23 protein-coding genes are annotated in these 22,007 nt (G+C 70.5%); 16 read left to right on the top strand and 7 right to left on the bottom strand.

The features are described from left to right. Window positions 1-93: 93 nt before the first annotated feature. From ACQUS8_RS05845 to ACQUS8_RS05835, 3 genes are read left to right on the top strand one after another with little or no spacing between them, the layout of a single operon-like run. On the top strand, window positions 94-756 hold the full coding sequence (locus ACQUS8_RS05845) for a hypothetical protein (protein WP_435098310.1): 663 nt from the start codon (window positions 94-96) through the stop codon (window positions 754-756). A gap of 45 nt (window positions 757-801) precedes the next feature. Continuing rightward, window positions 802-1,413 carry a dCTP deaminase gene (gene dcd / locus ACQUS8_RS05840; protein WP_435098307.1) on the top strand — a complete coding sequence of 204 codons (612 nt, stop codon included), beginning with the start codon at window positions 802-804 and terminating at the stop codon, window positions 1,411-1,413. After that, window positions 1,414-2,313, top strand: a complete 900-nt coding sequence (locus ACQUS8_RS05835; protein ID WP_435098304.1) for a thiamine-phosphate synthase family protein — start codon at window positions 1,414-1,416, stop codon at window positions 2,311-2,313. A gap of 6 nt (window positions 2,314-2,319) precedes the next feature. Here ACQUS8_RS05835 and ACQUS8_RS05830 read toward each other — a convergent pair whose 3' ends face one another. The 4 genes from ACQUS8_RS05830 to ACQUS8_RS05815 form a co-directional block, all read right to left on the bottom strand. Then, window positions 2,320-3,150, bottom strand: coding sequence for a DUF7551 domain-containing protein (locus ACQUS8_RS05830; protein ID WP_435098301.1), 831 nt, complete (start codon window positions 3,148-3,150; stop codon window positions 2,320-2,322). A gap of 126 nt (window positions 3,151-3,276) precedes the next feature. Then, on the bottom strand, window positions 3,277-4,047 hold the full coding sequence (locus ACQUS8_RS05825; RefSeq protein WP_435098298.1) for a 4-phosphopantoate--beta-alanine ligase: 771 nt from the start codon (window positions 4,045-4,047) through the stop codon (window positions 3,277-3,279). A gap of 63 nt (window positions 4,048-4,110) precedes the next feature. Further along, window positions 4,111-4,962: a pantoate kinase gene (locus ACQUS8_RS05820; protein WP_435098295.1), complete on the bottom strand. Its 852-nt coding sequence runs from the start codon at window positions 4,960-4,962 to the stop codon at window positions 4,111-4,113. Between the two features lie 423 nt (window positions 4,963-5,385). Continuing rightward, on the bottom strand, window positions 5,386-6,414 hold the full coding sequence (locus ACQUS8_RS05815) for an SGNH/GDSL hydrolase family protein (protein WP_435098292.1): 1,029 nt from the start codon (window positions 6,412-6,414) through the stop codon (window positions 5,386-5,388). Between the two features lie 104 nt (window positions 6,415-6,518). On the opposite strand from ACQUS8_RS05815, the gene ACQUS8_RS05810 reads away from it, so the two are divergent. Then, the gene (locus ACQUS8_RS05810) at window positions 6,519-7,064 is read left to right on the top strand and encodes a hypothetical protein (protein WP_435098289.1); all 546 of its coding nucleotides are present in this window, start codon (window positions 6,519-6,521) and stop codon (window positions 7,062-7,064) included. Window positions 7,065-7,279: 215 nt separating this feature from the next. On the opposite strand, the gene aspS is transcribed toward ACQUS8_RS05810, so the two are convergent. Beyond that, complete coding sequence (gene aspS / locus ACQUS8_RS05805) at window positions 7,280-8,581, bottom strand: aspartate--tRNA(Asn) ligase (protein ID WP_435098286.1); 1,302 nt, start codon at window positions 8,579-8,581, stop codon at window positions 7,280-7,282. Between the two features lie 89 nt (window positions 8,582-8,670). Then, window positions 8,671-9,381 carry a phosphoglycerol geranylgeranyltransferase gene (locus ACQUS8_RS05800; protein ID WP_435098283.1) on the bottom strand — a complete coding sequence of 237 codons (711 nt, stop codon included), beginning with the start codon at window positions 9,379-9,381 and terminating at the stop codon, window positions 8,671-8,673. A 206-nt stretch (window positions 9,382-9,587) separates the two neighbouring features. On the opposite strand from ACQUS8_RS05800, the gene rnhA reads away from it, so the two are divergent. Next, window positions 9,588-10,181: a ribonuclease HI gene (gene rnhA / locus ACQUS8_RS05795; protein WP_435098280.1), complete on the top strand. Its 594-nt coding sequence runs from the start codon at window positions 9,588-9,590 to the stop codon at window positions 10,179-10,181. Next, a complete protein-coding gene (locus ACQUS8_RS05790) occupies window positions 10,174-10,725 on the top strand; it encodes a DUF7108 family protein (RefSeq protein ID WP_435098277.1) in 552 nt (183 codons plus the stop codon). The genes rnhA and ACQUS8_RS05790 overlap by 8 nt, the downstream gene beginning before the upstream one ends. Before the next feature lie 44 nt (window positions 10,726-10,769). Here ACQUS8_RS05790 and ACQUS8_RS05785 read toward each other — a convergent pair whose 3' ends face one another. After that, window positions 10,770-11,123, bottom strand: coding sequence for a PadR family transcriptional regulator (locus ACQUS8_RS05785; protein WP_435098274.1), 354 nt, complete (start codon window positions 11,121-11,123; stop codon window positions 10,770-10,772). Window positions 11,124-11,236: 113 nt separating this feature from the next. On the opposite strand from ACQUS8_RS05785, the gene ACQUS8_RS05780 reads away from it, so the two are divergent. The 10 genes from ACQUS8_RS05780 (at window position 11,237) to ACQUS8_RS05735 (ending at window position 21,986) form a co-directional block, all read left to right on the top strand. Continuing rightward, window positions 11,237-11,770 carry an inorganic diphosphatase gene (locus tag ACQUS8_RS05780; RefSeq protein WP_435098271.1) on the top strand — a complete coding sequence of 178 codons (534 nt, stop codon included), beginning with the start codon at window positions 11,237-11,239 and terminating at the stop codon, window positions 11,768-11,770. A gap of 366 nt (window positions 11,771-12,136) precedes the next feature. Beyond that, window positions 12,137-13,489, top strand: a complete 1,353-nt coding sequence (locus ACQUS8_RS05775; protein ID WP_435098268.1) for an alkaline phosphatase family protein — start codon at window positions 12,137-12,139, stop codon at window positions 13,487-13,489. Between the two features lie 33 nt (window positions 13,490-13,522). After that, window positions 13,523-13,939, top strand: coding sequence for a DUF7310 family coiled-coil domain-containing protein (locus tag ACQUS8_RS05770; protein ID WP_435098265.1), 417 nt, complete (start codon window positions 13,523-13,525; stop codon window positions 13,937-13,939). Beyond that, the gene (locus ACQUS8_RS05765; RefSeq protein WP_435098262.1) at window positions 13,936-14,451 is read left to right on the top strand and encodes a DUF7311 family protein; all 516 of its coding nucleotides are present in this window, start codon (window positions 13,936-13,938) and stop codon (window positions 14,449-14,451) included. Before ACQUS8_RS05770 ends, ACQUS8_RS05765 begins: the two co-directional genes overlap by 4 nt. Further along, window positions 14,448-16,235 (top strand): ATPase, T2SS/T4P/T4SS family, encoded by a 1,788-nt coding sequence (locus tag ACQUS8_RS05760; RefSeq protein ID WP_435098259.1) that lies wholly within the window; start codon window positions 14,448-14,450, stop codon window positions 16,233-16,235. Before ACQUS8_RS05765 ends, ACQUS8_RS05760 begins: the two co-directional genes overlap by 4 nt. Continuing rightward, entirely contained in the window at window positions 16,232-17,920 is a 1,689-nt protein-coding gene (locus tag ACQUS8_RS05755) for a type II secretion system F family protein (RefSeq protein WP_435098256.1), read from the top strand. The genes ACQUS8_RS05760 and ACQUS8_RS05755 overlap by 4 nt, the downstream gene beginning before the upstream one ends. Before the next feature lie 32 nt (window positions 17,921-17,952). Next, window positions 17,953-18,420: a DUF7283 family protein gene (locus ACQUS8_RS05750; protein ID WP_435098253.1), complete on the top strand. Its 468-nt coding sequence runs from the start codon at window positions 17,953-17,955 to the stop codon at window positions 18,418-18,420. Then, window positions 18,401-18,796: a DUF7285 family protein gene (locus tag ACQUS8_RS05745; RefSeq protein WP_435098250.1), complete on the top strand. Its 396-nt coding sequence runs from the start codon at window positions 18,401-18,403 to the stop codon at window positions 18,794-18,796. Before ACQUS8_RS05750 ends, ACQUS8_RS05745 begins: the two co-directional genes overlap by 20 nt. After that, window positions 18,793-19,284, top strand: a complete 492-nt coding sequence (locus ACQUS8_RS05740; RefSeq protein WP_435098247.1) for a DUF7284 family protein — start codon at window positions 18,793-18,795, stop codon at window positions 19,282-19,284. Before ACQUS8_RS05745 ends, ACQUS8_RS05740 begins: the two co-directional genes overlap by 4 nt. After that, complete coding sequence (locus ACQUS8_RS05735) at window positions 19,281-21,986, top strand: DUF7286 family protein (RefSeq protein ID WP_435098244.1); 2,706 nt, start codon at window positions 19,281-19,283, stop codon at window positions 21,984-21,986. The genes ACQUS8_RS05740 and ACQUS8_RS05735 overlap by 4 nt, the downstream gene beginning before the upstream one ends. Window positions 21,987-22,007 lie beyond the last annotated feature (21 nt).

Genomic DNA, 22,007 nt, shown 5'->3' with positions numbered 1-22,007 from the left:
GGCGACCTCACGGCCCCGACGTGAGCCTTACTTTCTTTTTGGCTACCGCTGGTACCAACCCTTATGCTGCCGATAACACCGCTGTTTCGGCCGATGGCCTTCTACCGGGAGTTCGAGCCGTCACTCCTCGAGGGACTCGTCGCGGTGTTCGTCACTGCCCTCGTCGTCTCCCTCTCCCTGCTGGGCGTCGGCCTCTTCGCGGGCGGGAGCGTTGCGAGCAACCTCACACTCAGCGACCCCGTCCACCCGTCCGCCTCCATCTGCGCGAGCGACAGCGTCGGACAGGCCTCGACGGGCTGTACCGTCCCCGCCACGACCGGCTTCTTCGTCGACAACTGGGGTGCCGTCTCCGGGTGGACGCCGCTCGTCTTCGCCGGCGTCTTCGTCGTCTGGCTCCTCGCCGCCGTCGCCCTCTACGCCCTCGCCGCCGTCCCCGCCGACGACGTCGTCTTCGGCGACGTCCTCGCCGTCGCCGCGTGGGGTGTCGTCCCGCTCGCCGCCGAAGCCCTCACCACGCTCGCCCTCGTCGGCGCGAGTTTCGGCCAGCAGTCCCTCTCCGGCCCGCTCGCCACCGCGCTCACCACCGTCGTCGTCGGTGGCTCCGTCATCCGGCCGTTCGTCTCGATGGGCGCCGCCGTCTGGCAGGGCTACGTCTGGGCCGCCGGCGTCTACGTCGTCACCGACCTCCGCCTCGTCACCGCCTCCGCTGCCGGCGGCGTCGTCGCCGCGCTCACCGTCGTCTTCGGTGGCCTCTGAGGCCGGAAAGGTTCGTTTAACAGCCCCGGGGTCCTTCCTGCGCGTATGATACTCTCCGACGCCGACCTCCTCGACAGGCTGGAGGCCGGCGACCTCGCCGTCGAGCCGCTCGACGACCCTGAATTGCAGATTCAGCCCGCGAGTATCGACGTTCGCCTCGGTAAGCGCTTCCTCGAGTTCCAGCGCGCGAACATCCCCTGCATCCACCCGACCGACGAGACCGAGGTCGAGGAGTACGTCTCCGAGACCTACATCGAGGAGGACGACGAGTTCATCCTCCACCCGGGCGACTTCGTCCTCGGCACCACGAAGGAGCGCGTCGAAGTCCCGCCGGACCTCGTCGCGCAGGTCGAGGGCCGCTCCTCGCTGGGGCGGCTCGCCGTCGTCGTCCACGCCACCGCCGGCTTCATCGACCCCGGCTTCCGCGGGAAGATAACGCTCGAACTCTCCAACCTCGGCACCGCGCCCGTCGCGCTCTCGCCCGGCATGCGCATCAGCCAGCTCGTCTTCACCGAGCTCCGAACCGCGGCCGACCGGCCGTACGGCGCGGCCCGCGGGTCGAAGTACCAAGACCAGGGCGGCCCGCAGGCCTCCCGGATTCAGGGCGACGAGGAGTTCGGCGGCGAACAGGTCGGCGACGAATCGGGTGAGCGATAGATGCGCTTCCTCGAGGAAGTCGTCGTCGAGGAGTTCCTCCCGACCTATCGCTCCCTGCTCGCCGCCGCCCTCCGCGAGCGCGGCCTCACACAGCAGGCCGTCGCTGACCTCCTCGGCGTGAGTCAGAGCGCCGTCTCGAAGTACGCGAAGGGCGACGTCGCCACCCGCGAGGACATCGCGGCGGATGAGCGCGTCACCGCCCACGTCGCGGAGGTCGCGGACGGCCTCGCGGACGGCACGCTCTCGCGCGTCGGCGCGCTCGCGGAAGCCGAAGCCCTCGTTCGGGAACTCGAAGCGCCCGGCGACGTCCTCTCCGACATCCACACCGAGCAGATGCCCGAACTCGCGGGGATGGACGTCGACTTCCGCGGGACGGGCGAGGACGCCCTCCGCGAGCGCGAGCACGTCCTCGCGGACGTTCGGCGTGGCGTCCGCCTCCTCGAGCGTACCTCCGGGTTCGCGACGCTCATCCCCGCGGTCGGCTCGAACCTCGTCGAATGCCTCGTGGACGCCGAGACGCCCGAGGACGTCGCCGGCGTTCCGGGGCGGGTCTTCGACGTGATGGGGCGTGCGGAGGTCCCCGCCGACCCCGAGTTCGGCGTCTCCGCGCACGTCGCCACCGTCCTCCTCGCCGCCCGCGACGCCGGGAGCGACGCGCGCGCCGCCATCAACGTCGCCTACTCCGCGGGGGTCATCGAGGGGCTCGCCGAACAGGGGCTCGACCCCGTCGAGTTCCCCGCGGAAGCCGAGGACCTCCGCGCGGAGATTCGGGACGTCGTCGCGGCGAACCCGGGGACGCGCGCGCTCTACCAGACCGGCGGCTTCGGCGTCGAACCGAACGTCTACGTCCTCGGGGACGACGCACCCGCCGTCGTCACGGCCGTCCGCGAGTTGCTCTGAGACGCGCTACGGTGCGGCGACCCGGAAGAGGCCCTGTGGCCGGTGGCGCTGGCGGTCCGCGAGCGCCACCCGGAACCCCGGTCGGTCGCCGTCAGCGGGCGTGAACTGGACGTCCGCGCCGGGTCGGCGCCGCAGGAGTTCGACGGCGACGGGCAGCGTCAACACGTATTCGCGCTGGCTGAGCGCGTAGCCATCCAACTCGACGGTGTACGCCCGCTCCTCGGCACCGTCGTTCTGGATTCGATACCCGTCCAGGAGCCCGGCGTCCGCGACGCTGGTGAGGCTGTCGACGACGGCGTCTTCGCGAATTGCCGTGCGGGTGAGCCGGCCCGCGGCGCGGTTGAGGACGACTTCCTGCTCGTGGGCGTCGAGCGTCGCGTCCAGCACCGCGCCCATGCTCCGCAGGAGGAGGAGACAGAGGTCGTCGGGATCGGTGACGGTCTCGGCGGCGCCGAGGTAGGCGTCCATGACGGCGCGCTCGGCGTCCCGGAAGCCGCCGCCGGAGAGCGTCTCGAAGACCGCGGCGGCGACCTCGTGGCAGAACTCGCTGCGCGAGAGCGTGCCGGGCGCCGACGTGGCGCCGTCCGACGCGGGCGACGGGAGTTCGCGGACGATGACGTCGTAGTGTGGGAGTCGCGGGTCGTACTGCCGGAGTTCGTCCCGGTAGGCGTCCACGAGGTCGGCGGCCTTCGCGGCGCGCTCCCGGTCAGGATAGCGTCGCTCGCCCGAGGGCACGGGGCGCTCGCCCGTTCGGGCGCATGCGAGGTAGTAGCGCCCCTCCGGGTCCGTGTACTCGTCGAGCCGCCGCCGTATCTCGTCGAGCGTCCGCCCGACCATCTACGCTCCCTCCGGGCTGCTCTGACACATACGATTTAGGCCACCCTAAACAAACTTAGCGGTTGCGGTGTGCGACGACACACCACGTTTCCGTCGTTGCCGGCGGGTAGGAACCCGCTCCGTTCCCTACTTGGCGTCCTGTGCGTCCTCGCGCGCTCCCTCCCGGAGCCGGCGCTCTGCCGCCGCGAGGGCCTCCTCCCGATCGAACGCCTCCACGATGGCCTCCAGCTCCTCGCGCGAGGCGTCCTGCAGGTCGCGCGCGTGCGCCGTGACGTTCGGGATCGCCCGCATGATGTTGTCGATAATCGGCACCGCCGCGACCTGCGCGCTCCGCGAGAGCGGGTTCAGGTCGACGACGATTTCGGTCTTCCCCATCTCACCCAGCGCTTCCGCCCGGTCGCCGTCCTCCAAGGGGACGAGCACGACGTCGGCGTCGTAGATGCCGTCCCGGTCGACCTTCGCGCGCTCGTGGGAGAGCCCCGGAATGCGCGCGTCCGCCGTCAGTCCCTTCACCTCCTCGGCGCCGTGCTCGCGCAGGTGCTCCGCGATGGCCTGCATGCGCTCCTCCGTGCGCCCGAAGAGGTTCACCTCGACGTCCGCGCCCGTCACGTCCGCGAGCTCCACGACCTCCTCCGGGACGAGTGCCGCGACGTTCCCGTTCACGCTGACGACCGGGTGCTCCGCGAGCAGGAAGTACGCCGCCGCAACGCGCTCGGCGGCGTCTGCGCTCGGAATCGTCTCCTCGCCCAGCAGGTAGTCGAACGCCTCGCCGCGCCCCTCCGCGATGAGCCCCTGCTTGCTCGTGATACCCTTCTCCACGCCCGCCTCGATGCGGTGGCGCGTCAACAACGACTGATAGCGTGGGTGATCCTCCGGCACGTCGACCTCGTCGCTCATATCCACTGATGGGTGTGCTCGCGCCAAAAACGCCGCGTCTCGCTCCGCTACCCGCTCGCGTCGCTACTCGTCGCGGCCCGCCGCGTCCGTTAGGCCCGCGCCCGCCGGGTGGACGTGCGTCGCCGTCGCGTCGTAGCCCGCGTCCGAGAGGCCGTGCCCGAGCGCGAACACCGTGTGGCCGAGCATCGCCATCGACGCCTCCCCGCCCTGCTCGACGACGTCTTCGACGATGTCCGCCACCTCGTCAGTCAACAGGCCCGCCTGCTCCGCGAACCAGCGCGACTGCTGGACGAAACTCGGTAGTGTCGGGTTCGCGCGCACCTCCTCGAGAGCCTGTACGCCCGCCGTCGAGAGGCGCGCGGTCGACCCGGAGAGCACGTCCGCCGTCGAGAGCTCGCCGAGCGAGACGTACTCGACGCGCGCCGACGCCGGCACGCCGTCAAGTTCGCCGTGCGGCGGCGCGCCCGGGTCGAGACGCAACGGGACGCCGCCCCGCGCCTGCGCGACGACGTCACCGAGCCCGGTTTCGGCCTCCACTTCGCCCTCGTGAGCGAGTCGAACCAGGTCGTTCTCCGTGCGCGACGGGCCGACCACCGCGTTCGTCGCGAGCGCTGCCCCGAGTGCCATCCCGCCGGAGACGCCGAACCCCGCGCCCACCGGGAGGTCCGTCTCCGCCGTGACGGCCACCGTCGCGTCCAGCGCCTCGAGGACGGAGTCGACCGCCGGCACGGACGTCTTCCGGCCGTTCAGCGTCACCCGTCGCTCGTCCGCGCGCTCAACGCGGACGCCCACGCCGTCCGTCAGCGTCAGCCCCCCGCCCCGCGACCCCGACTTCGCGGGCGTCGCCGCACGATGCACCGAGAAGAACCCCGTCACGTGGCCCGGAACGAACGCCGTCGCCGCCTCGTCACTCATCGCGTCAGCCTTCCACACGCCCCCGGTTAAACGATTCGAGGTCGGGTCGTCACGGCGACTCGGTGCCCTCTCTCCCTGCGCCCGCTCCGCCCCTGGCTTCTTCGACATCACCAGTGTATGAAAACTCGGCCGTAAACACCATGACCGAATCCAGAATACCAGTAGACGCCCTCGGCCGGAGGCGTCGATTCCGGAGCCTTCCGCGCGGAAGACAGCACGGCAACCGAAAAATCCGGCCGCCCCGACAAGGGGGGAGCCATCGGCCACCGGGGGAACGCGACGCGCCGCCGATGCGGCCCGTCGCGTCCATACGGCCGCGTGGTCGGTCGCTCACCCCCACGACTCCGCTCAGTTCCCCACCGAGGGTGCCGGCGCCCTCGCCCCCACTCTCCGTTCGACGCCGGTTCGACTCGACGGCGCCGACTAGTCGACGACGGCGTCGAGTCGCTCCGCCAGCGCGCGCCCGATCGTTCCCATACCCGCGTCGCCCGGGTGGAGGACGTCCGTCGTCAACCCCGGCGTGTCCAACAACTCCGCGCCCTCGATGAGCGAGACGTTCTCGTGTGCGCTCTCCACGACGACGTTTCGCACCGCCTCGCGGAAGTCGGCGGCGCGCCCCGCGTCCTCGTTCGCGACGACGTCAGCGAAGTACGGGAAGAGCGTGACGCAGACGACGGGTGTCTCGGGATGCGCACCAGCCACCGTGTCCACGAACGTTTCGACGCGCTCGCGGAACTCCCCCACCGAGAACTCCGCGTTCGCCATGTTCACCGAGAGTTCGAGCGTCGCGACGTCCCAGTCCTCGCGGCCCGCAATGTGCTCGGCCATCGCGGCCTCGCAGTACGCCGACCCCGAACAGCCGAGATTCAGCGCGTCGTAGCCCCGCTCGCGCGCGACGTGCGAGACGAAGTTCAGGTGCGGCGCCGTCGCTGCCGCGCCCTCCGTGATGGACGTCCCGTACGCGAGATAGCGCGCCTCCGGCAGTTCGTCCGCCGTGGGTGGCCGGCAGTCCCCGGACACGTCGTGAATCGCCGCCGCCGGCAGGCGCTCGAACAGTATCCGACACACCCGCGGGTCGAAGCGCCCGGTCTCCGCCGCGGCGTCGAGGCGCGCGATGCGCTCGGGCACGCTGAACGTCAGCGTCCTCGGTTCCGGGCCGACTTCGATGGGGTCCCACGGTCGGAACGGCCGTTGGAACGACCCCCAGAAGACTCGGACGTGCGTCTCCGCGGCCGCCGAGAGCGTCACCTCCACCTCCGTCTCGTCATCCGCCGGCACGAAGCGTATCTCGCCGTTCGTCGGATGCCGGACGCGCTCACGGGCGTCCTCGTTCAACTTCTCGCCCACCGACTCGGGGACGCGACACAACTGCTCGCCACCCTCGGCCCACTCCGCGGGCACCGTCTCCGCGACGTTGTGCAGCGCGACGCCGTCGAGGCTCGTCGACTCCATACTCAAGTATAGGCCGGTCACGGGGTGCCCATATAGCTCTGTTCCGTGCGGCAGAGCGGGTCACCGAACCGAACTACCATAACCCGACCCGCTTCGTGTGGGGTATGTCACTCACTATTTCTCGCAGCGAGACATACTGCCGCGTGCGCTGCCTCGAAACCGACTGGCGCTTTCACCGCGGCGACGTCGAGCGCGGCGCCGACCCGACGCGACCCACCACCTACGGCAACCCCGGCTGGGGCGAGGGGACCGAGGGGGTCATCGAGAACATCGCGAAGGTCGCCGAGTACGTCGATGTCCTCTCCTGTAACTACCGCGAGCACTGGTACGACGACCTCCGCGAGGCCGGCGTCGACAACCCCATCGTCGGCTCCGAATGCCGGCGGTTCTTCCGCGGGCACGGCGACGACCCGCACGCCGTCGAGTGGTCCCTCCCCTACGAGGCCGGGACGCTGCGTGCCGTCGCGAAGGAGGCGGTGACGCCGTCGCCGAGCACGAACTCGAAACTACGGGCGAACCCACTCGACTCGAACTCGAGGCGGACCGCGAGACTCTCGCCGCTGACGCCATGCCGCCGCCTCCTCGACGTCGACGCCGACGCCGCCGGCCTCACTGGTGACAGCGTCACGGTCACCGTCGAACAGTCCTGACGGCGCCGCCGCTCGACGGACGGGGCCCGAAGAGAAAAATCGGCGTGTCGTCGCGTCCCGTCCGCCGACGAGCGTGTCGGGCGGGCGAGACGCTGGCGCGTCTCGCTGCCAGTCGGGTCTTCGCTCTACGGGCTCAGACGCTGGCGGTCCCGTGGGAACTCGCTCGCAAATCGGAGATTCGCTCCTTGTCCCCACTCGACGACGAGCGCCGTCGCCTACGGCGACAGGCGCTGGCGGTCCCGTGGGAACAGGACGGCCTCCCGGATGTTCTCCAGCCCGAGGATGGTCATGAGGAGGCGCTCCGCGCCGAGGCCGAAGCCGGCGTGGGGCGGCATCCCGTACTTGAACATCTTCGTATAGTACTCGAAGGCGTCCGGGTCGAGACCCTGCTGCTTGAAGCCCTCGATGAGCTCGTCGTAGCGGTGCTCACGCTGGCCGCCGGAGACGAGCTCGAGGCGTGGGTGCATCAGGTCGAAGCCGGTCGAGAGGGACTCGTCGTCCTCGTGGTCCTTGATGTAGAACGGCTTGATCTCGCTCGGCCAGTCCGTGACGAAGTAGTGCCCGCCGACGTCCTGCCCGAGGGCCTTCTCGGCCTCCGTCGAGAGGTCGTCGCCGTAGACGAGCTGCGTGTCGAGCTCGCCCGTCGCGTTCACGCGCTCGATGGCCTCCTCGTAGCTCAGACGCGGGAAGTCCTCCTCGGGGACCTCGAAGTCCTCGAAGCCGAGCGCTTCGAGCTCGCGCTCGCAGTTCTCCGCGATGCCACGATACGCGGCCTTCACGGCGCCCTCACAGACGTCCATCGCCTCCTGGTGGTCCGTGAACGCGGCCTCGAAGTCGATGGAGGTCGCCTCGTTCAGGTGGCGTGGCGTGTTGTGCTCCTCCGCGCGGAAGATCGGGCCGATTTCGAAGACGCGCTCGAGCCCGGAGCCGACCATCAGCTGCTTGAAGAGCTGCGGGCTCTGGTTCATGAACGCCTCCTCGCCGAAGTACGTGATGGGGAAGAGCTCCGTGCCGCCCTCCGTGCCCGTCGCGACGATCTTCGGCGTGTTGATCTCCGTGCAGGCGATGTCGCGGAAGTACTCGCGGACCGAGCGGAGCATCTCCGCACGGATCTCGAAGACCGCCTTCACCTCCTCCTTCCGGAGGTCGAGCGTGCGGTTGTCGAGGCGCGTCGAGAGTTCCGCCTCGACCTTCCCGGACGGGTCGAGCGGGAGTTCCGCGTCTGCCTCGTTCAGCACGTCGATGGACTCGGGGAGCATCTCGACGCCCGTCGGGGCGCGCTCCTCCTCCTCGACGTCGCCCGTCACCGAGATGACGGACTCGCGGTGGACGCCGAGACCCGTCTCGACGAGGTCCTCGTCCATCTCGTCCTTCTCGAACTTGATCTGAATCTTCCCGGACTTGTCCCGGAGGATGAGGAAGGCGATGCCGCCGAGGTCACGAATCTCGTGAACCCACCCGGCGACCGTGACGTGGTCGCCCGGCTCGGCGTCGGCCGTGTACGTTCGGTTCTCCATGCGGGCCACTACCGGCGTCTCGCGCTTAAATGGCCGCCTTTCGTCGCGAGTGTGGTACGGTGTCGAACGGCCAGTGGACGTGGGGCCGCCTACTGGTCGGCCGTCCCGTCGCGTGCGCCCTCGACCGTCTCGCGGACGGCCTCACAGCCCTCGTCGTGCAGCAGGTCGCCGACGACGACGACGTCCGAGCGCTGGCCCATCAGGTAGGCGTCGTCGTAGTCGTGGATGCCGCCGCCGTAGAAGAGCGTCGCGTCGTCGAGTGCGTCGTGTGCAGCCGCCACCTTCTCCGGGTCGCCGAGCATCCCCGAATACTCGACGTAGACGACGTCCTGTCCGAGCATCCGCTCGGCGACCTTCGCGTACGCCGCGACGTCCTCTGCCGACTGGTCGCAGTCCGCGTCCGTCAGTTGGGCGACCGAGGCGTCGTCGTTCAGGACGATGTACGCCTCCGTCGTCGTGCGGTCCCAGTCGATGGTGTCGATACGGACCCACTCCTTGTGCGCGCCCGTCACCCACGCGACGTCGCCCGCGTTCAACACCACGGGCACCAGATAGCCGTCGAGCGCGTCGTCGTCCACGACGACCGCCGGGTTCGACGGCTCCTGATAGAGCGGGACGTCGTGCGTCCGGCAGGCGTCGATGACGCGCCGCATCTTGTCGCTCGTCACGTCGAGCGTCCCGCCGATTTCGATGGCGTCCGTCCCGGTCTCACAGACGTCGTCGAACGTCTCGCCGTCGACGAGGTCCTTGTCCGGGTCGACCTTGAGGACGTGGTCCCAGTCGGCCCACGGGGAGTTCATGCCTCGGGGTATAAATCCGGGTGAGCAAAACCCCTTCGGACCGCCGCGCGCGTCCCCGCGGCTCCGTCGCCCCGCGCTCCAGCCCCGGCCAGCCGCCGTCTTGTCCACGCTCCCGCTGGTCGGCGTTCGCCGTTCCGAGGCCTCGCTTCGCTCGGCCTCGTATTGAACGACAACCCCTTTACTCGCTGTCTCCCAGTACGAGACGAATGCCCGTCATCGACTGCGACCCCGCGGACGCCCGCGAGCGGCTTGAGGCCGCCGGCGCGGACCTCTCCGAGGGGAACACCGAACACGAGCGGTGGCGCGCCACCCACGGGGACGCCACTGCCGTCGCCTACGACGACCAGGTGGTCGTCCAGGGCGCGGACCCGATGGACGTCGTCGCGGTCATCGAGGACCACGCCGGGCGCGTCCACGGCTACTTCGACGGCGCCTCCCGCGGGAACCCCGGCCCCGCGGCGGTCGGCTGGGTGCTCGTCGCCAGCGGCGGCATCGTCGCTGAAGGCAACGACACCATCGGGACGATGACGAACAACCGTGCCGAGTACGAGGCGCTCATCGCCGTCCTCGAGGCCGCCGTCGACTTCGGCTTCGACGAGATCGAGCTGCGGGGCGACTCCCAGCTCGTCGTGAAGCAGGTGACGGGCGAATGGAACACGAACGACCCGGCGCTCCGCGAACGCCGCGTCCGCGTGCGCGAACTGCTCTCAAACTTCGACGACTGGACCATCACGCACGTCCCCCGCGAGGTGAACGAGCGCGCGGACGAACTCGCGAACGACGCACTCGACGATGCCTGAACTCCCCGACGACACCATCGACGAAGCCGAACGTCTCACCCGCCTCGCGCTCCGCGCGGTCGACGAGGACGAAGCCGCGGCCTATCGCGACCGGCGCGCCGCCCTGCTCGCCGAGCACGGCTACGCCGCCCGCGAGCGCGAGGACGACACCACCGTCACGCTCGTCTGCTACCCCGAGGAGTGGCTCGACGATACCGGCACCATCCGGATGGAGGCCGTCGATCCCACCGAGGCCGTCGAGCGGCCGCTCGGCGGGCCCGGCGACCCGGAGCAGTGGGACGACGTCGCCGAACACAACCGCGAACTCGCCCGCCGCGTCCACGAGGACCACGGGAGCGTCCACGGCGAGACGGTGACGGCGCTCGCGACGTTCGCCAGCAACCACTACGCGAAAGCAATCGAGGAACTCACCGCCGAGGAACTCGCGGAGTTCCGCGAGGAGTACTTCGTGCGTAACGCGTGGCCGAGCGAGGAACAACAGGAATCCGTCGAGGAGTCGCTTCGCTACGCGTTCGACGTAGCCGGCAAAGAACTTCCGTTGTAGGTGACTGCCCCCGCGTCACCTACACGTCGGCGTCGGGTGGGGACTTACTCGTTCTCGGCGACGATGTCGCGGACCGTCTCGGCGCGCTCGTCGTCCACGATGAACTTGCCGAGCGTCCACGAAATGTCGTCGAGGACGGCCGCGAGGCCGTCGTCGGTCAGCGCGTACTGGTTCGTACGCTTGTCGAGTTCCGACTTCTCGACGAGCCCCTTGTTGACGAGATCGTCGAGGTTCGGGTAGAGCCGCCCGTGGTTGACTTCTTCGTCGTAGTAGTCTTCGAGCTCTCGCTTGACTGCGAGCCCGTAGCGCGGTTCTTCGGACAGAACCACGAGGATGTTCTTCTGGAACGCTGTCAGATCACGGGCGTCAGCACGCGCCGTGGGTTGTGCCTCTGACATACCTGATTTAATGACATGCAGAGTATTTAAACGCTTCTCAAACGGATGGGCGGTTTCACCGTCTCCGACGACCCGAAAGGTCCTTTAGGGCGTCCGTCACAGTCAAAACCGCCATGGTCAACCTCTGGGAAGACCTCGAAACCGGACCCGACGCGCCCGACACCGTCTACGCGGTCGTCGAGTGCCTCAAGGGCGAGCGGAACAAGTACGAGTACGACAAGGACATCCCGGGCACGGTGCTGGACCGCGTCCTCCACAGCAACGTCCACTACCCCTCGGACTACGGCTTCATGCCGCAGACGTACTACGACGACGAGGACCCCTTCGACGTCCTCGTCCTCGTGAAGGACCAGACGTTCCCCGAGTGTGTCATCGAGGCCCGCCCCGTCGCCCTCATGAAGATGGACGACGACGGCGAGCAGGACGACAAGGTCATCGCCGTCCCGACCGAGGATCCGCGCTACGACCACATCGAGGACCTCGAGGACCTCCCGCAGCAGAAGAAGGACGAGATCGCGGAGTTCTTCCGCACCTACAAGAACCTCGAGGAGGGCAAGGAAGTCGCCGTCGAGGGCTGGGAGGACGCCCAGTCCGCGAAGGACGCCATCGAGCACGCGCAGGACCTCTACGAAGAGAACTTCGCGTAGTCCGAACGACGTCGCGGACTCCACACTACCGTTCTTTCGTTCGACGCCGATTACCGGCAGGAATTGCGCCCACGGCCACCATTCGTTATGCGTATGGGTAATCTTTTGGCGAATCCGGCCCTACACACGTGTATGTCTACGGAGCACTCCGCCGCGGCCGGTGTCGATCACCTCACCGTCGTCCCGGAGAACTTCGACCCCGAGGACGACCGGGACGACGCGAACCGCGACGACGAGTAACGCTCCGCCCACCGGCGCCGCGCGGCGTTCGCCCGCCCTGCTGTTCGTCGGACGGCGTGGGTCACAGGCAGAGGCGAAACGTCGTCACGAACGAAGGTTCTTATGGCGCTCGGTGGAACATACTGTATGGGACTCTTCGACCGACTCCGTGGCGACGACGGGCCACGAGTCGCTTTCATCGGTATCGACGGCGTGCCGTATTCGCTCGTCGCTGACAACCCCGAGGTGTTCGAGAACCTCACAGCAATCGCCGAAAATGGCGCCGGCGGCGCCATCCAGAGCATCGTTCCGCCCGAATCGAGCGCCTGCTGGCCCTCCCTCACCACCGGCGTCAACCCGGGCAAGACGGGCGTCTACGGCTTTCAGGACCGCGAGACAGGCACCTACGACACCTACGTTCCGATGGGGCGCGACGTCCAGGCGACGCGCCTCTGGGACCGCGTCGCCGACGCCGACCGTTCGGCGTCCGTCTTCAACGTCCCCGTCACGTTCCCACCACAGCGAAACGTCGACCGGATGGTCTCGGGCTTTCTCTCCCCGGGCGTCAAGAAGGCCTCCTACCCGAGCGACGTCGCGGACTACCTCGATGAGCAGGGCTACCGTATTGACGTCAACGCCAAACTCGGCCACAAGGAGGACAAGTCCGAGTTCATGGAGGACGCCCACCACACCCTCGAGAAGCGCTACGAGGCCTTCTCGCACTATTTTGAGGAGGACGACTGGGACCTCTTCTTCGGCGTCTTCATGACGACCGACCGCGTCAACCACTTCCTCTTCGAGGACTACCAGCGCGACGGCGAGAACAAGGAGGAGTTCCTCGACTTCTACCGGCAGGTCGACGAGTACATCGGGAAGCTCCGCGAACAGGCGCCCGACGACGTCACGTTCGTCATCGCCTCCGATCACGGCTTCACGACGCTCGACTACGAAGTCCACCTCAACCAGTGGCTCCAGGAGGAAGGCTGGCTCTCCTTCGAGGACGAGGAGCACGACAGCCTCGCGGACATCGACGACGACACGCGTGCCTACGCATTCGTTCCCGGGCGCTTCTACCTCAACCTCGAGGGTCGCGAGCCGCGCGGCAGCGTCCCGCAGGAGGACTACCACGAGGTGCGCGACGAACTCAAGGCGGCCATCGAAGGGCTCACCGGGCCGGACGGCGAGCCGGTCGTCGAGCGTGTCGTTGAGAAGGAGGACGCCTTCGCCGGCGACCACGACGAAATCGCGCCCGACCTCGTCGCCATCCCGAACCACGGATTCGACCTGAAGGCCGGCTTCCGCGGCAACGACGAGGACATCTTCGAGAAGGGGCCGCGCAACGGCATGCACTCCTTCGAGAACGCGACGCTCGTCACCGACGACCCTCGCGTCTCCATCGACGAGGTCAACCTTTTCGACCTTACGCCGACGATGCTCGACCTGATGGAGATCGACTTCGACGCCACCGAGTTCGACGGCGGCAGCCTCGTCAAGGGCTAACCTTCTTGTAGGGAGGCGGGGCCATCTCGGCGCGTGCCTACCGACACTCGCCACGGTGATACCGCACCTCGCGACGCCCCGACCGGCCCCCACTCCGTTGACCCTGCTGCCCTCGATGCCCGCCTGCAGGCCGTCGAGCGTGCAGTTCACGGTGCCGATCCGGGCGCGGCGACGCCCGCCGATCACACCGCCGACGTCGCCGACCGCATCGCGAACGTCGAACGACGCCTCGACGACCTCGACGCGGCAATACAGAGCCTCCAGGGGTACGTCGGGAGCGTCGAGTCGGTGAACGAGTCCGTCGAGCGGCGGGCGAACGCCGCGCTCGCCGCCGCCGAGCGACCACAGTCGGTCCATCCCGTCCCTGACCTCCCCGACCCGACGCCGGAACCAGCACAGACTGCCGATAGCGATGACGCCAGCTGGCTCGCACGTCTCCTCCGCCGGTGACGCCGCTCCGCGTCCTCCTCGCTGTCGTCCTTGCAGGTGCGCTGACCATCGCCGCCGCGCCCGCAGTCGAGGATGCCCGCGCCACGAACGCAGTCAGCGACGCACAGACGGCGGCTGACGACGTCCAGGACGGTGTCGTCGCCCTCGCCGCGAGCACGCCCGCGCCGCCGGGTACACTCGGTGCGTCTCGCACGGTTACCGTCTTCCTCCCCGAACCCGACGCCACGACGGCGCGGGCGAGGTTCCTCGTCGGAGTCGGTGGTGGAGACGCCACCACCACGGACGTACTCGTCGTCCACGCTGGCGACCAAACACAGACCACGACACTTCCAGTCGACATCCGCGTCGTCGACAACGGCAGTATCGCGCCAGACACCACCGGACTCCTCGTCACTGACCGTGCGACACTCGTCCTCCGCTACATCACGTACGACGGCCGTCCGACCGTCCTCGTCACCCCACGCGACGGTGCGCGAGTTTATACCGGAGGACGGGTCCACGGCGGTCTATGACGCTCCGCGAGTACCTCCCCGGACGCCGGCGCGAGCCCCCGGCGTGTTCCTGCGACCCGACGTACGCCGACCGCGTCCTCCGAATCGACGCGAGTGACTGTCCCGGCGCGGGTCTGCTTGCGGACGAACCCGCCTGCCGCGAAACCGCCGTGAGCGCCCTTGATGGTCGCACCGCGAACGCCGTTCGCGTCGAGTACGCCGGCGTCGAGCGCCGTTATGCCGATCAGACTGTCGCGCTCGTCAGTGCTGCCGGTCGGTTCGCCGCGCGCGTCGCCGCCGTCGACCCCGGACTCGCCGTGCACGCACGCCGCGACCCGCTTACCGCCGCTCGCGAAGCCGCTGGCCGCGTCGGTCCCGTCGCCACCCTGTTCGCCGAGAGCGGGCTCGCCGACGCCGCCGACGCCGCTGCGCCCTACGCGGCCTACGTCGGGCCGGCGATCGCGCTCGCCCGCGTCGACGGGACGCCGCCCGCGGACGCGGTGCTTCGGGACGTTCACGACATCGCACCCGAGACGACTGTTCGCCGGTACGACCGGTCGAACGCCCTCCCGCTCTACCACCTCGACCCGCCCGAGACACGCCTCACCGCCGCGGACTACCGCGCGCTCGACGCCGCCACGGAGCGACTCGTCGCAGACGACGCACCTCGTCCCGACCGTGCCGTCGCCGCTGTCACCGACGACGGCGAGCGCGTCCAGTCGCTCGCGCGCGTCCTCCGCAAGCACACCCGCGGCTTCGGCGTCCTCGATGACCTCTTCGCGGACGAGCGCGTCACCGACGTCTTCGCGCCCGCGCCCGCCGGCGCGACGCCGCTCTATGTCCGCTGTGGTGGTGAGCGTCACGAGACGAACGTCCGACTCACTTCCGAGGGCGCGTCCGCGCTCGCCTCGCGCTTCCGCGCGGGCAGCGGGCGCGCGTTCTCCAGCGCCGACCCGACGCTCGACGCCGTCGCCGAGGACGTCGCGGGCCGCCGCGTCCGCGTCGCCGGCGTCACCGACCCCGCGAGCGACGGCCCGGGGTTCGCGTTCCGCGCACACGGCGACGACGCGTGGACGCTCGCGCGCCTCGTCGAGAGCGGGTCGCTTCCAGCCGAGGCGGCCGCGCTCTGCTCGCTCGCCGTCGAACGCGGTGCCGCCGGCCTCGTCGCGGGTGCCCGCGGTGCCGGCAAGACAACACTTCTCGCCGCGCTTCTGCGTGAACTCCCGCGCGACGTCCGCACCGTCGTCGTCGAGGACACGCCCGAACTCCCCGTCGCGGCACTCCAGTGCGACGGCCGCGACGTACAGGGCCTCACGACGGCACTCGACGGCGACGGGCTCTCGCCGAACGACGCGCTGCGCACCGCACTCCGCCTCGGGGAGGGCGCGCTCGTCGTCGGCGAAGTCCGCGGCGCGGAAGCGACGACGCTCTACGAGGCGATGCGTATCGGCGCACACGTCAGCGCCGTCCTCGGCACGATTCACGGTGAGAACGGCGATGCAGTCCGCGAGCGCGTCGTCTCCGACTTGGGTGTCCAGCCGTCCGCGTTCGCCGCTACCGACGTCGTCGTCACCGCAGGCCTCGCTGATGGCGTCCACCGCGTCGTCAGCATCGAGGAGTACACGGGCGAGGCGTTCCACGCGCTCTACGCGCTCGAGGGCACGCGTCTCGTGCGGACCCGCCGACTCACAGATGGGTCGAGTCATCTGCTCGCGTCGCTCGCCCGTCCCGGCGAGAGCGAACGAAACGTCCGGGACGCGCTCACCGCGCGGGAAGCCGACTTCGCCAGCCGGGTGGGTGCGTGACGCGCCCCTTCGCCCGCGTGGACGACGCGCTCGTCCGTTTGTCCCGCGCCGTTCCCGACTGGTCGGTCCCCGCGCCGGACGATACCGCGGACGCGCTCGAGGCCCTCGGCTGGCACACGAGTGCCGCCGACCTCGCGCGCCTCGCCGCGCTCTGTGGTCTCCTCGCCGTCGTCGCGTTCCCGCTCCTCACCGTCCTCCCGCTCGTCGGTCTCGTCCTCGTGACGTACGCCGTCGCCGCCGGTTACGTACTCCTTCGCGTCCCCGACCTCGCGCTCGCGCTCCACGAGAGCCGCGTCGTCGGCGCCGGCCCCGGGTTCGTCGCCCGCCTCGCACTCCGCGTCCGCTTCGAGCCGTCCGCCGAGGCCGCCGCCCGCTTCGCCGCCCGGACCGGGGACGGACCGCTCGCCGACGCCCTCGCCTACCGGATTCGCGCGACTGCCGGCACCCCGGACACGGCGCTCGACGCCGTCGCGGACGACCTCTCGAACCCTGGCCTTCAGCGCGCCGTCGCGCTCGTCCGTGCCGCCGTCGAGACGCCCGTCGCCGACCGCGGCCGCGTCCTCGATCGGGCGCTCGCCGCCGCGCACGACGCGACCGAACGGCACGTCCGTGAGGGTATCCGCGCCGTCCGCGGTCCCGTCAACGCCGTCTACGCCTTCGGCGTCATCCTCCCCCTCGCCCTCGTCGGCCTCGTCCCCGTCGCACCCGCCGCCGGCGTCACACTCCCCCTCGGCGTCGTCGCCGTCCTCTACGACGTCGTCCTCCCGCTCGCACTCCTCGCGGCCGCTGTCTGGGTGCTCGCGAACCGCCCCGCCGTCTTCCCGGCCGGCCGCGCCGACCAGTCGGTCACCCCCGACTACCGGCGCGCCGCCATGTTCGGTCTCGGCGCGGCCGTCCTCGCTGGCATCGGCGCTGTCGTCCTCGACGTCGCGTGGGCGCTCCCCGTCGTCGTCCTCTGCTGTGGCCTCGGCGTCACGCTCGCCGAAGCGAGTCGGGCCGCCGTCGCCGTCGACGACCACGCCGAAGCCGTCTCGGCCGGCCTCCCCGACGCTACGGCTGTCGTCGGCCGCCGCCTCGCCGGTGGCGCCCCACTCGAAACTGCCGTCGCCGCGGCGGGCGAGACAATCCCCGGCCCGACCGGCGAGTTGTTCGCCGCCGCCGACCGGACGCGTCGCGCGCTCGGCCGCCCGCTCGACGACGCGTTCTTCGGTCGCCATGGCGTCGTCGGTCCCGAACACGGCTCGCGCGTCCACGGGACGCTCCGCCTCGCCCTCGATGCCGCCACGGGTGGCCGGGCTGGCGGGCGCGTCCTTTCGGAGGTCGCGGACGGCCTCGACGGCGTCCAGCGACTCGAAGCCGACGCGCGCGCCGACCTTGCTGACCTCGCTGACACCCTCGTCCGGACCGGTGGTCTGTTTGCGCCCGTTATCGCCGGCGTCACGGTCACGCTCGCTGGCAACGTCGGTACGCTCGACGGCTCCGGCGGGAGCGCGCTTCCCGTCGCCTCGCTCGGCCTCGTCGTCGGCGGCTATGTCGCGTGGTCCGCCGTCGTCCTCACGGCACTCGGCGTCTGTCTGGACGGCGGCGTCCGGCGCGCCCAACTCGCCTATCGCGTCGGAACTTCGCTCGCCACTGCGGGCGCGTGCTACGTCTGCGCCGCTGCAGTCGCCGCACTCCTGCTCTAGTTTATATACGAAGGGAAGGCCACACGGGGTTCATGACCGACACGTTCGGCGACACGCTCCCCGTCTGGGTCGCCCTCACTGCCGTCGGCGCCGTCATGCTCGGCGCCGTCCTCGCGATACCCGGGACGCCGCCACCGGACGCCACGGCCGCCGCGAATGCCGTCAACGTCGTCGCCGCGGGCAACCACGCCGCCGCACGCACGATACCTGTCGACGCCACCGGCGTGCGCGTCCGGCCGACCAGCCTCGGCCTCCGGAACACCGCCGGTGCCGCGCACGCGACGCTCACCCCGTCCGTCACGCCCGCGAACACGCCCGCGCTCCGGCGCGTCCTCCGGGGTGACCCGGTGCTCGACGTCTACCCGTCGCTGGGCGCGTTCCACTACGCTGTCGTCGACGCCCGAGTGAACGCTGCGGCCGCCGACTGGCACCCGGTCAAGGAGTCGCTGACCGTCCGCCACGTCGTCCTCGGAGGTGTCGATGTCACGCTCGTCGGGTAGGGCGCAGGTCGAACCGACCGCTGCGCTTGCCGCCGTTCTCGTGCTCACCCTCGCGCTCGGCGTTTACGGCACTGCCCACGCACACCTCCTGCTGGACGGCGCGGCACCGGAACGCGCGGCGGCCGTGCTCGCACATGTCGATGGGCAGCTCGGCCCCGGGCCCGCCGACCCCGGAGACCTCGCCGCTGCCGTCCGTGGCTTCCCCGGCGACTACGCGGTGAACGCGACGCTCCGCACCGCGACGCATACGTGGTCGGTCGGCCCTCCGAGGCCTGCTCCTACTGTGCGCGCCGACATCGCGACGACGACGCTCCCGGTCCGCGTCTCGAACGACGCCGTCCGACCGGGGCGGCTCTCGGTCGTGGTGTGGCGATGACTGCCGACCGCGGCCTCAGCACCGTTCTCGACGTCGCCGTCTGCGTCCTCCTCGTCGGTGCCGGTGTCGTCGCACTCACAGCCGCCGTTCCGGACGAGTCTGTGCCCGCCACGACCGATCCGACGGCGACGGCACGCGCCGTCCTCGACAGCACTGCGACAGTCACCGTCGCGAACGAGACAGTACGCGGCACGCTCGCCACGCTCCTCGTCGACGCCGCCGTCGCTGACGGGCACGCTCGAGCGCCCGACTACGCTGACGCCGTCTCCGTCGTCGCGACGCGCCGCCTCGCCAACACCACGCGGACCGCCGCCGTGACGGCGTCGTGGCAACCCGACGCGCCGTGTCGGGCCGCCGTGCTCGCCGTCGGCCCGACACCACCGGTCGGAGCCGCCGTTGACGCCGTGACGCTCACTGTCCCGACGACGAACGCGACCGGCTGTGGGCGCGCATCCGTCCACCTCACCGTTCGGACGTGGTCGCCGTGAGACTCGACCCGTTCCCCGACCAGCGGGGCCGTATTCCGTTCGCCGTCATCGGCGCGCTCCTGCTCGTCACGAGCGCGACACTCGCCACCGGCATCGCCGCCAAGCCCGCGCAGACGGGCTACGACGCGGCGCCAGCCGTCGAGGCATCGTGGACCGCGGCCGGCGCGGCCGCCGAGCGCGCCGTCGTCATCGCGAGCATCGAGGCCGCACGCTATCCAGTTCTCGACGCCGCCGACACACCCTATGGCCGTGCTCTGAACGCGAGCCGGCCGTTCCGCGATTCGCTCCGACTCCGCGTCTACGTCGCCGTCCGGCGCGCACTCGTGGACGCGCCCGTCACCGTCGGCGGCGTCCGGGCCATCACGTCCCTGCCAGCCATCGACTCCCCTGCCGACGCACGCGCCGCCATCGAGCGCGTCACGCTCACCGGGGCGCACAACGGGAGCGCGCTCCGCGTCGAAATCCGGGCTGTCACCGTCACTGCGACCCGGAACGGTGCCGTCGTCGAGCAGCTCACGCGCCCGCTCACTGTCACCGCCGCGACGCCCATACTCGCCGTCCGCGGGCGTGTCGCGACGTTCGAGGACCTGCTCGACCGCGGCGTCTTCGAGGGGTCGGGCCTCGCCCGGCGCGTCACCGTCTCGCTCACCCTGCTCGCGGAGGCGCGCGGGCTCGCACAGTACGGCGGCGCACCTATCGACAACGTCGTCGCGAACCGCCACGTCGCGCTCGCGACGAACCGCGGCGTCGTTTCCCTCCAGCGCGCGACGTTCGGTGCGGCCGACCCCGAAGCCCGGAGTGCGACCCAGCGCGCCGCCGTCGTCACCGCCGGCCGGGACGTCCTCGAAGGAACGGGCGTCGCCGCGACGAACGTGACCGAGGGGATGAACGGCTCGTCGGCCGCCGGAACCGCCGTGTCAAACGCCGCTGGCGTGTTCGACACGGGTGCGGCGAACCCACAACCCGTCCCGCTCGCCCCGGTCGCGGACGACGCCTTCGTCGCGTACGTCGACGAAACCCGTGAGTTCGACGCCGCGCTCGCGCGTGCTTACGCCGTCGACGTTCGCCTCGTGGTCCGCGTCGGCGACGCGAACGCGTCCGTTGACACGTCTGCGACACCTGCCGGCTACCGGCACCTGCGGACGCTTCATCGTACTGTGACCGACGGGAACCGGACGTGGCCGGTCGCCGTCACCGTCGGTGTCCGTCTCGCCACTGACTCCGGCCCTCCCGCAGTCGGCAATGCCGGTGAGTGGCTCGACTCGGCCGCCGTCCGTCGCGCCGTCGACGACGCCCTCCCGGCGTCGCTCGGCAAGCGGGCGGTCGACGGGTCGCTCGACACGTCGTTCGTGGTCGAACCAGCGGTCACGGGCGCGCGTCGCGCTGCCGCACTCGACGCCGTCTCGGAGACGCACGCGGCGCTCCGCGGTGTCACGAACCACGTCGATCGGCGCGCGTTCCTCGACGGGACGCCGCTCGCTTCGGTCACTAGGACCGTCGACGCTACCGTCGACGCTGACACGTCGAGCGTCCGGACGCTCCGCGGCCGTGCGGCCGTCGTCGTTCGGCGCGGGTACGCCGACCGGGTGCGCGCGCTCGTCTCCGAACGCCAGTCGACGCTTGCGCGGGCACAGGGCGCTATCGGCGACGCGCTCGCCGGTCACGGCATCCCGACGACGCCGCTGCCCGTCACCGGCCCCGACGCGCCGCCCGTCCGGATGGAGGTTTCGACGGAGCCCGCCTACCTCTCGCTGGAGCGCGTCACGCCCCGTGACGCTGACGTCGACGCCCCGTACTACCCGCTCGGTGCACGGAACACCAACCTGTTCACGGTCCCGTCGGGTGACGTCGCGGACACGGTGCTGGGCTTTCTGGACGGCCGAGACGCCGAGCGCGTGCCGCTCGCGACGGCCGCCGCAACACTCCGCGCGGCCGACCGGACGAACGCGCCTGCCACCGACCTCCGCGACGGCGTCACCCACTCGCTCGGCGAGGCTCGCGCGGGACTCGACGAGACACTCGCGGCCCACACGTCGATTTCCGACGCCGGCCGTTCGCGCGCCATCGACGCCGGCTTCGGCCGGTATCCGAGCGGTGCGACGCGCGCGCTCGCCGTCTCGAACGGCACGATGGCGGAAACCGTCGCCACGGCCGCCGCTGACCGCGGTGCTGGCGACACTGGCGTCCTCGCCGCACGCCTCCGCGCCACACTCCGCGAACTGGAGTCGTCGGGAACGCTCGCCGTCGGCGAGTCCACCGTCGACCCGGTGCGCTCGGCCGTCGTCGATTCGGTCCGCACGTCTGCGCACGGTGCCGTCGCGGGCGCCACGCAGCGGACGGCGGAGCGCGCGCTCGCACGCTCGGCGCTCCGGCTCCTCCCCACCGGTCTGCCCGTCCTCCCGCTCCCCGGTCAGTGGTACGTGACGGTGAACGCGTGGGACGTCGCCGCGCACGGCGGCTACGGCCGCTTCGAGGTCGAAGCACCGCTCGGCCGACCTGGCGTGGGTGACGGCACGTTGCGCTACGTCCGGGAGGACGCGTCGGTGGCGTTCGACGTGGACGGCGACGGCCGCGCGGAGCGCCTCGGTCGGAACACCTGCCTTGCCTTCGACTACCGGACGGGCGTCGTGGTGGTCGTCCCGCCCGGCCCGCGCGGCGTCGGGGACGTCGGCGACGCGGACGAACGCTCTGCCGGCTGGTAGCACGCGCCGGAGAAGGAAGCC

The sequence above is a fragment of the Halarchaeum sp. P4 genome (assembly GCF_051195175.1).
Classification (GTDB): domain Archaea; phylum Halobacteriota; class Halobacteria; order Halobacteriales; family Halobacteriaceae; genus Halarchaeum.
This window is presented reverse-complemented; position numbering and strand designations above follow the sequence as displayed.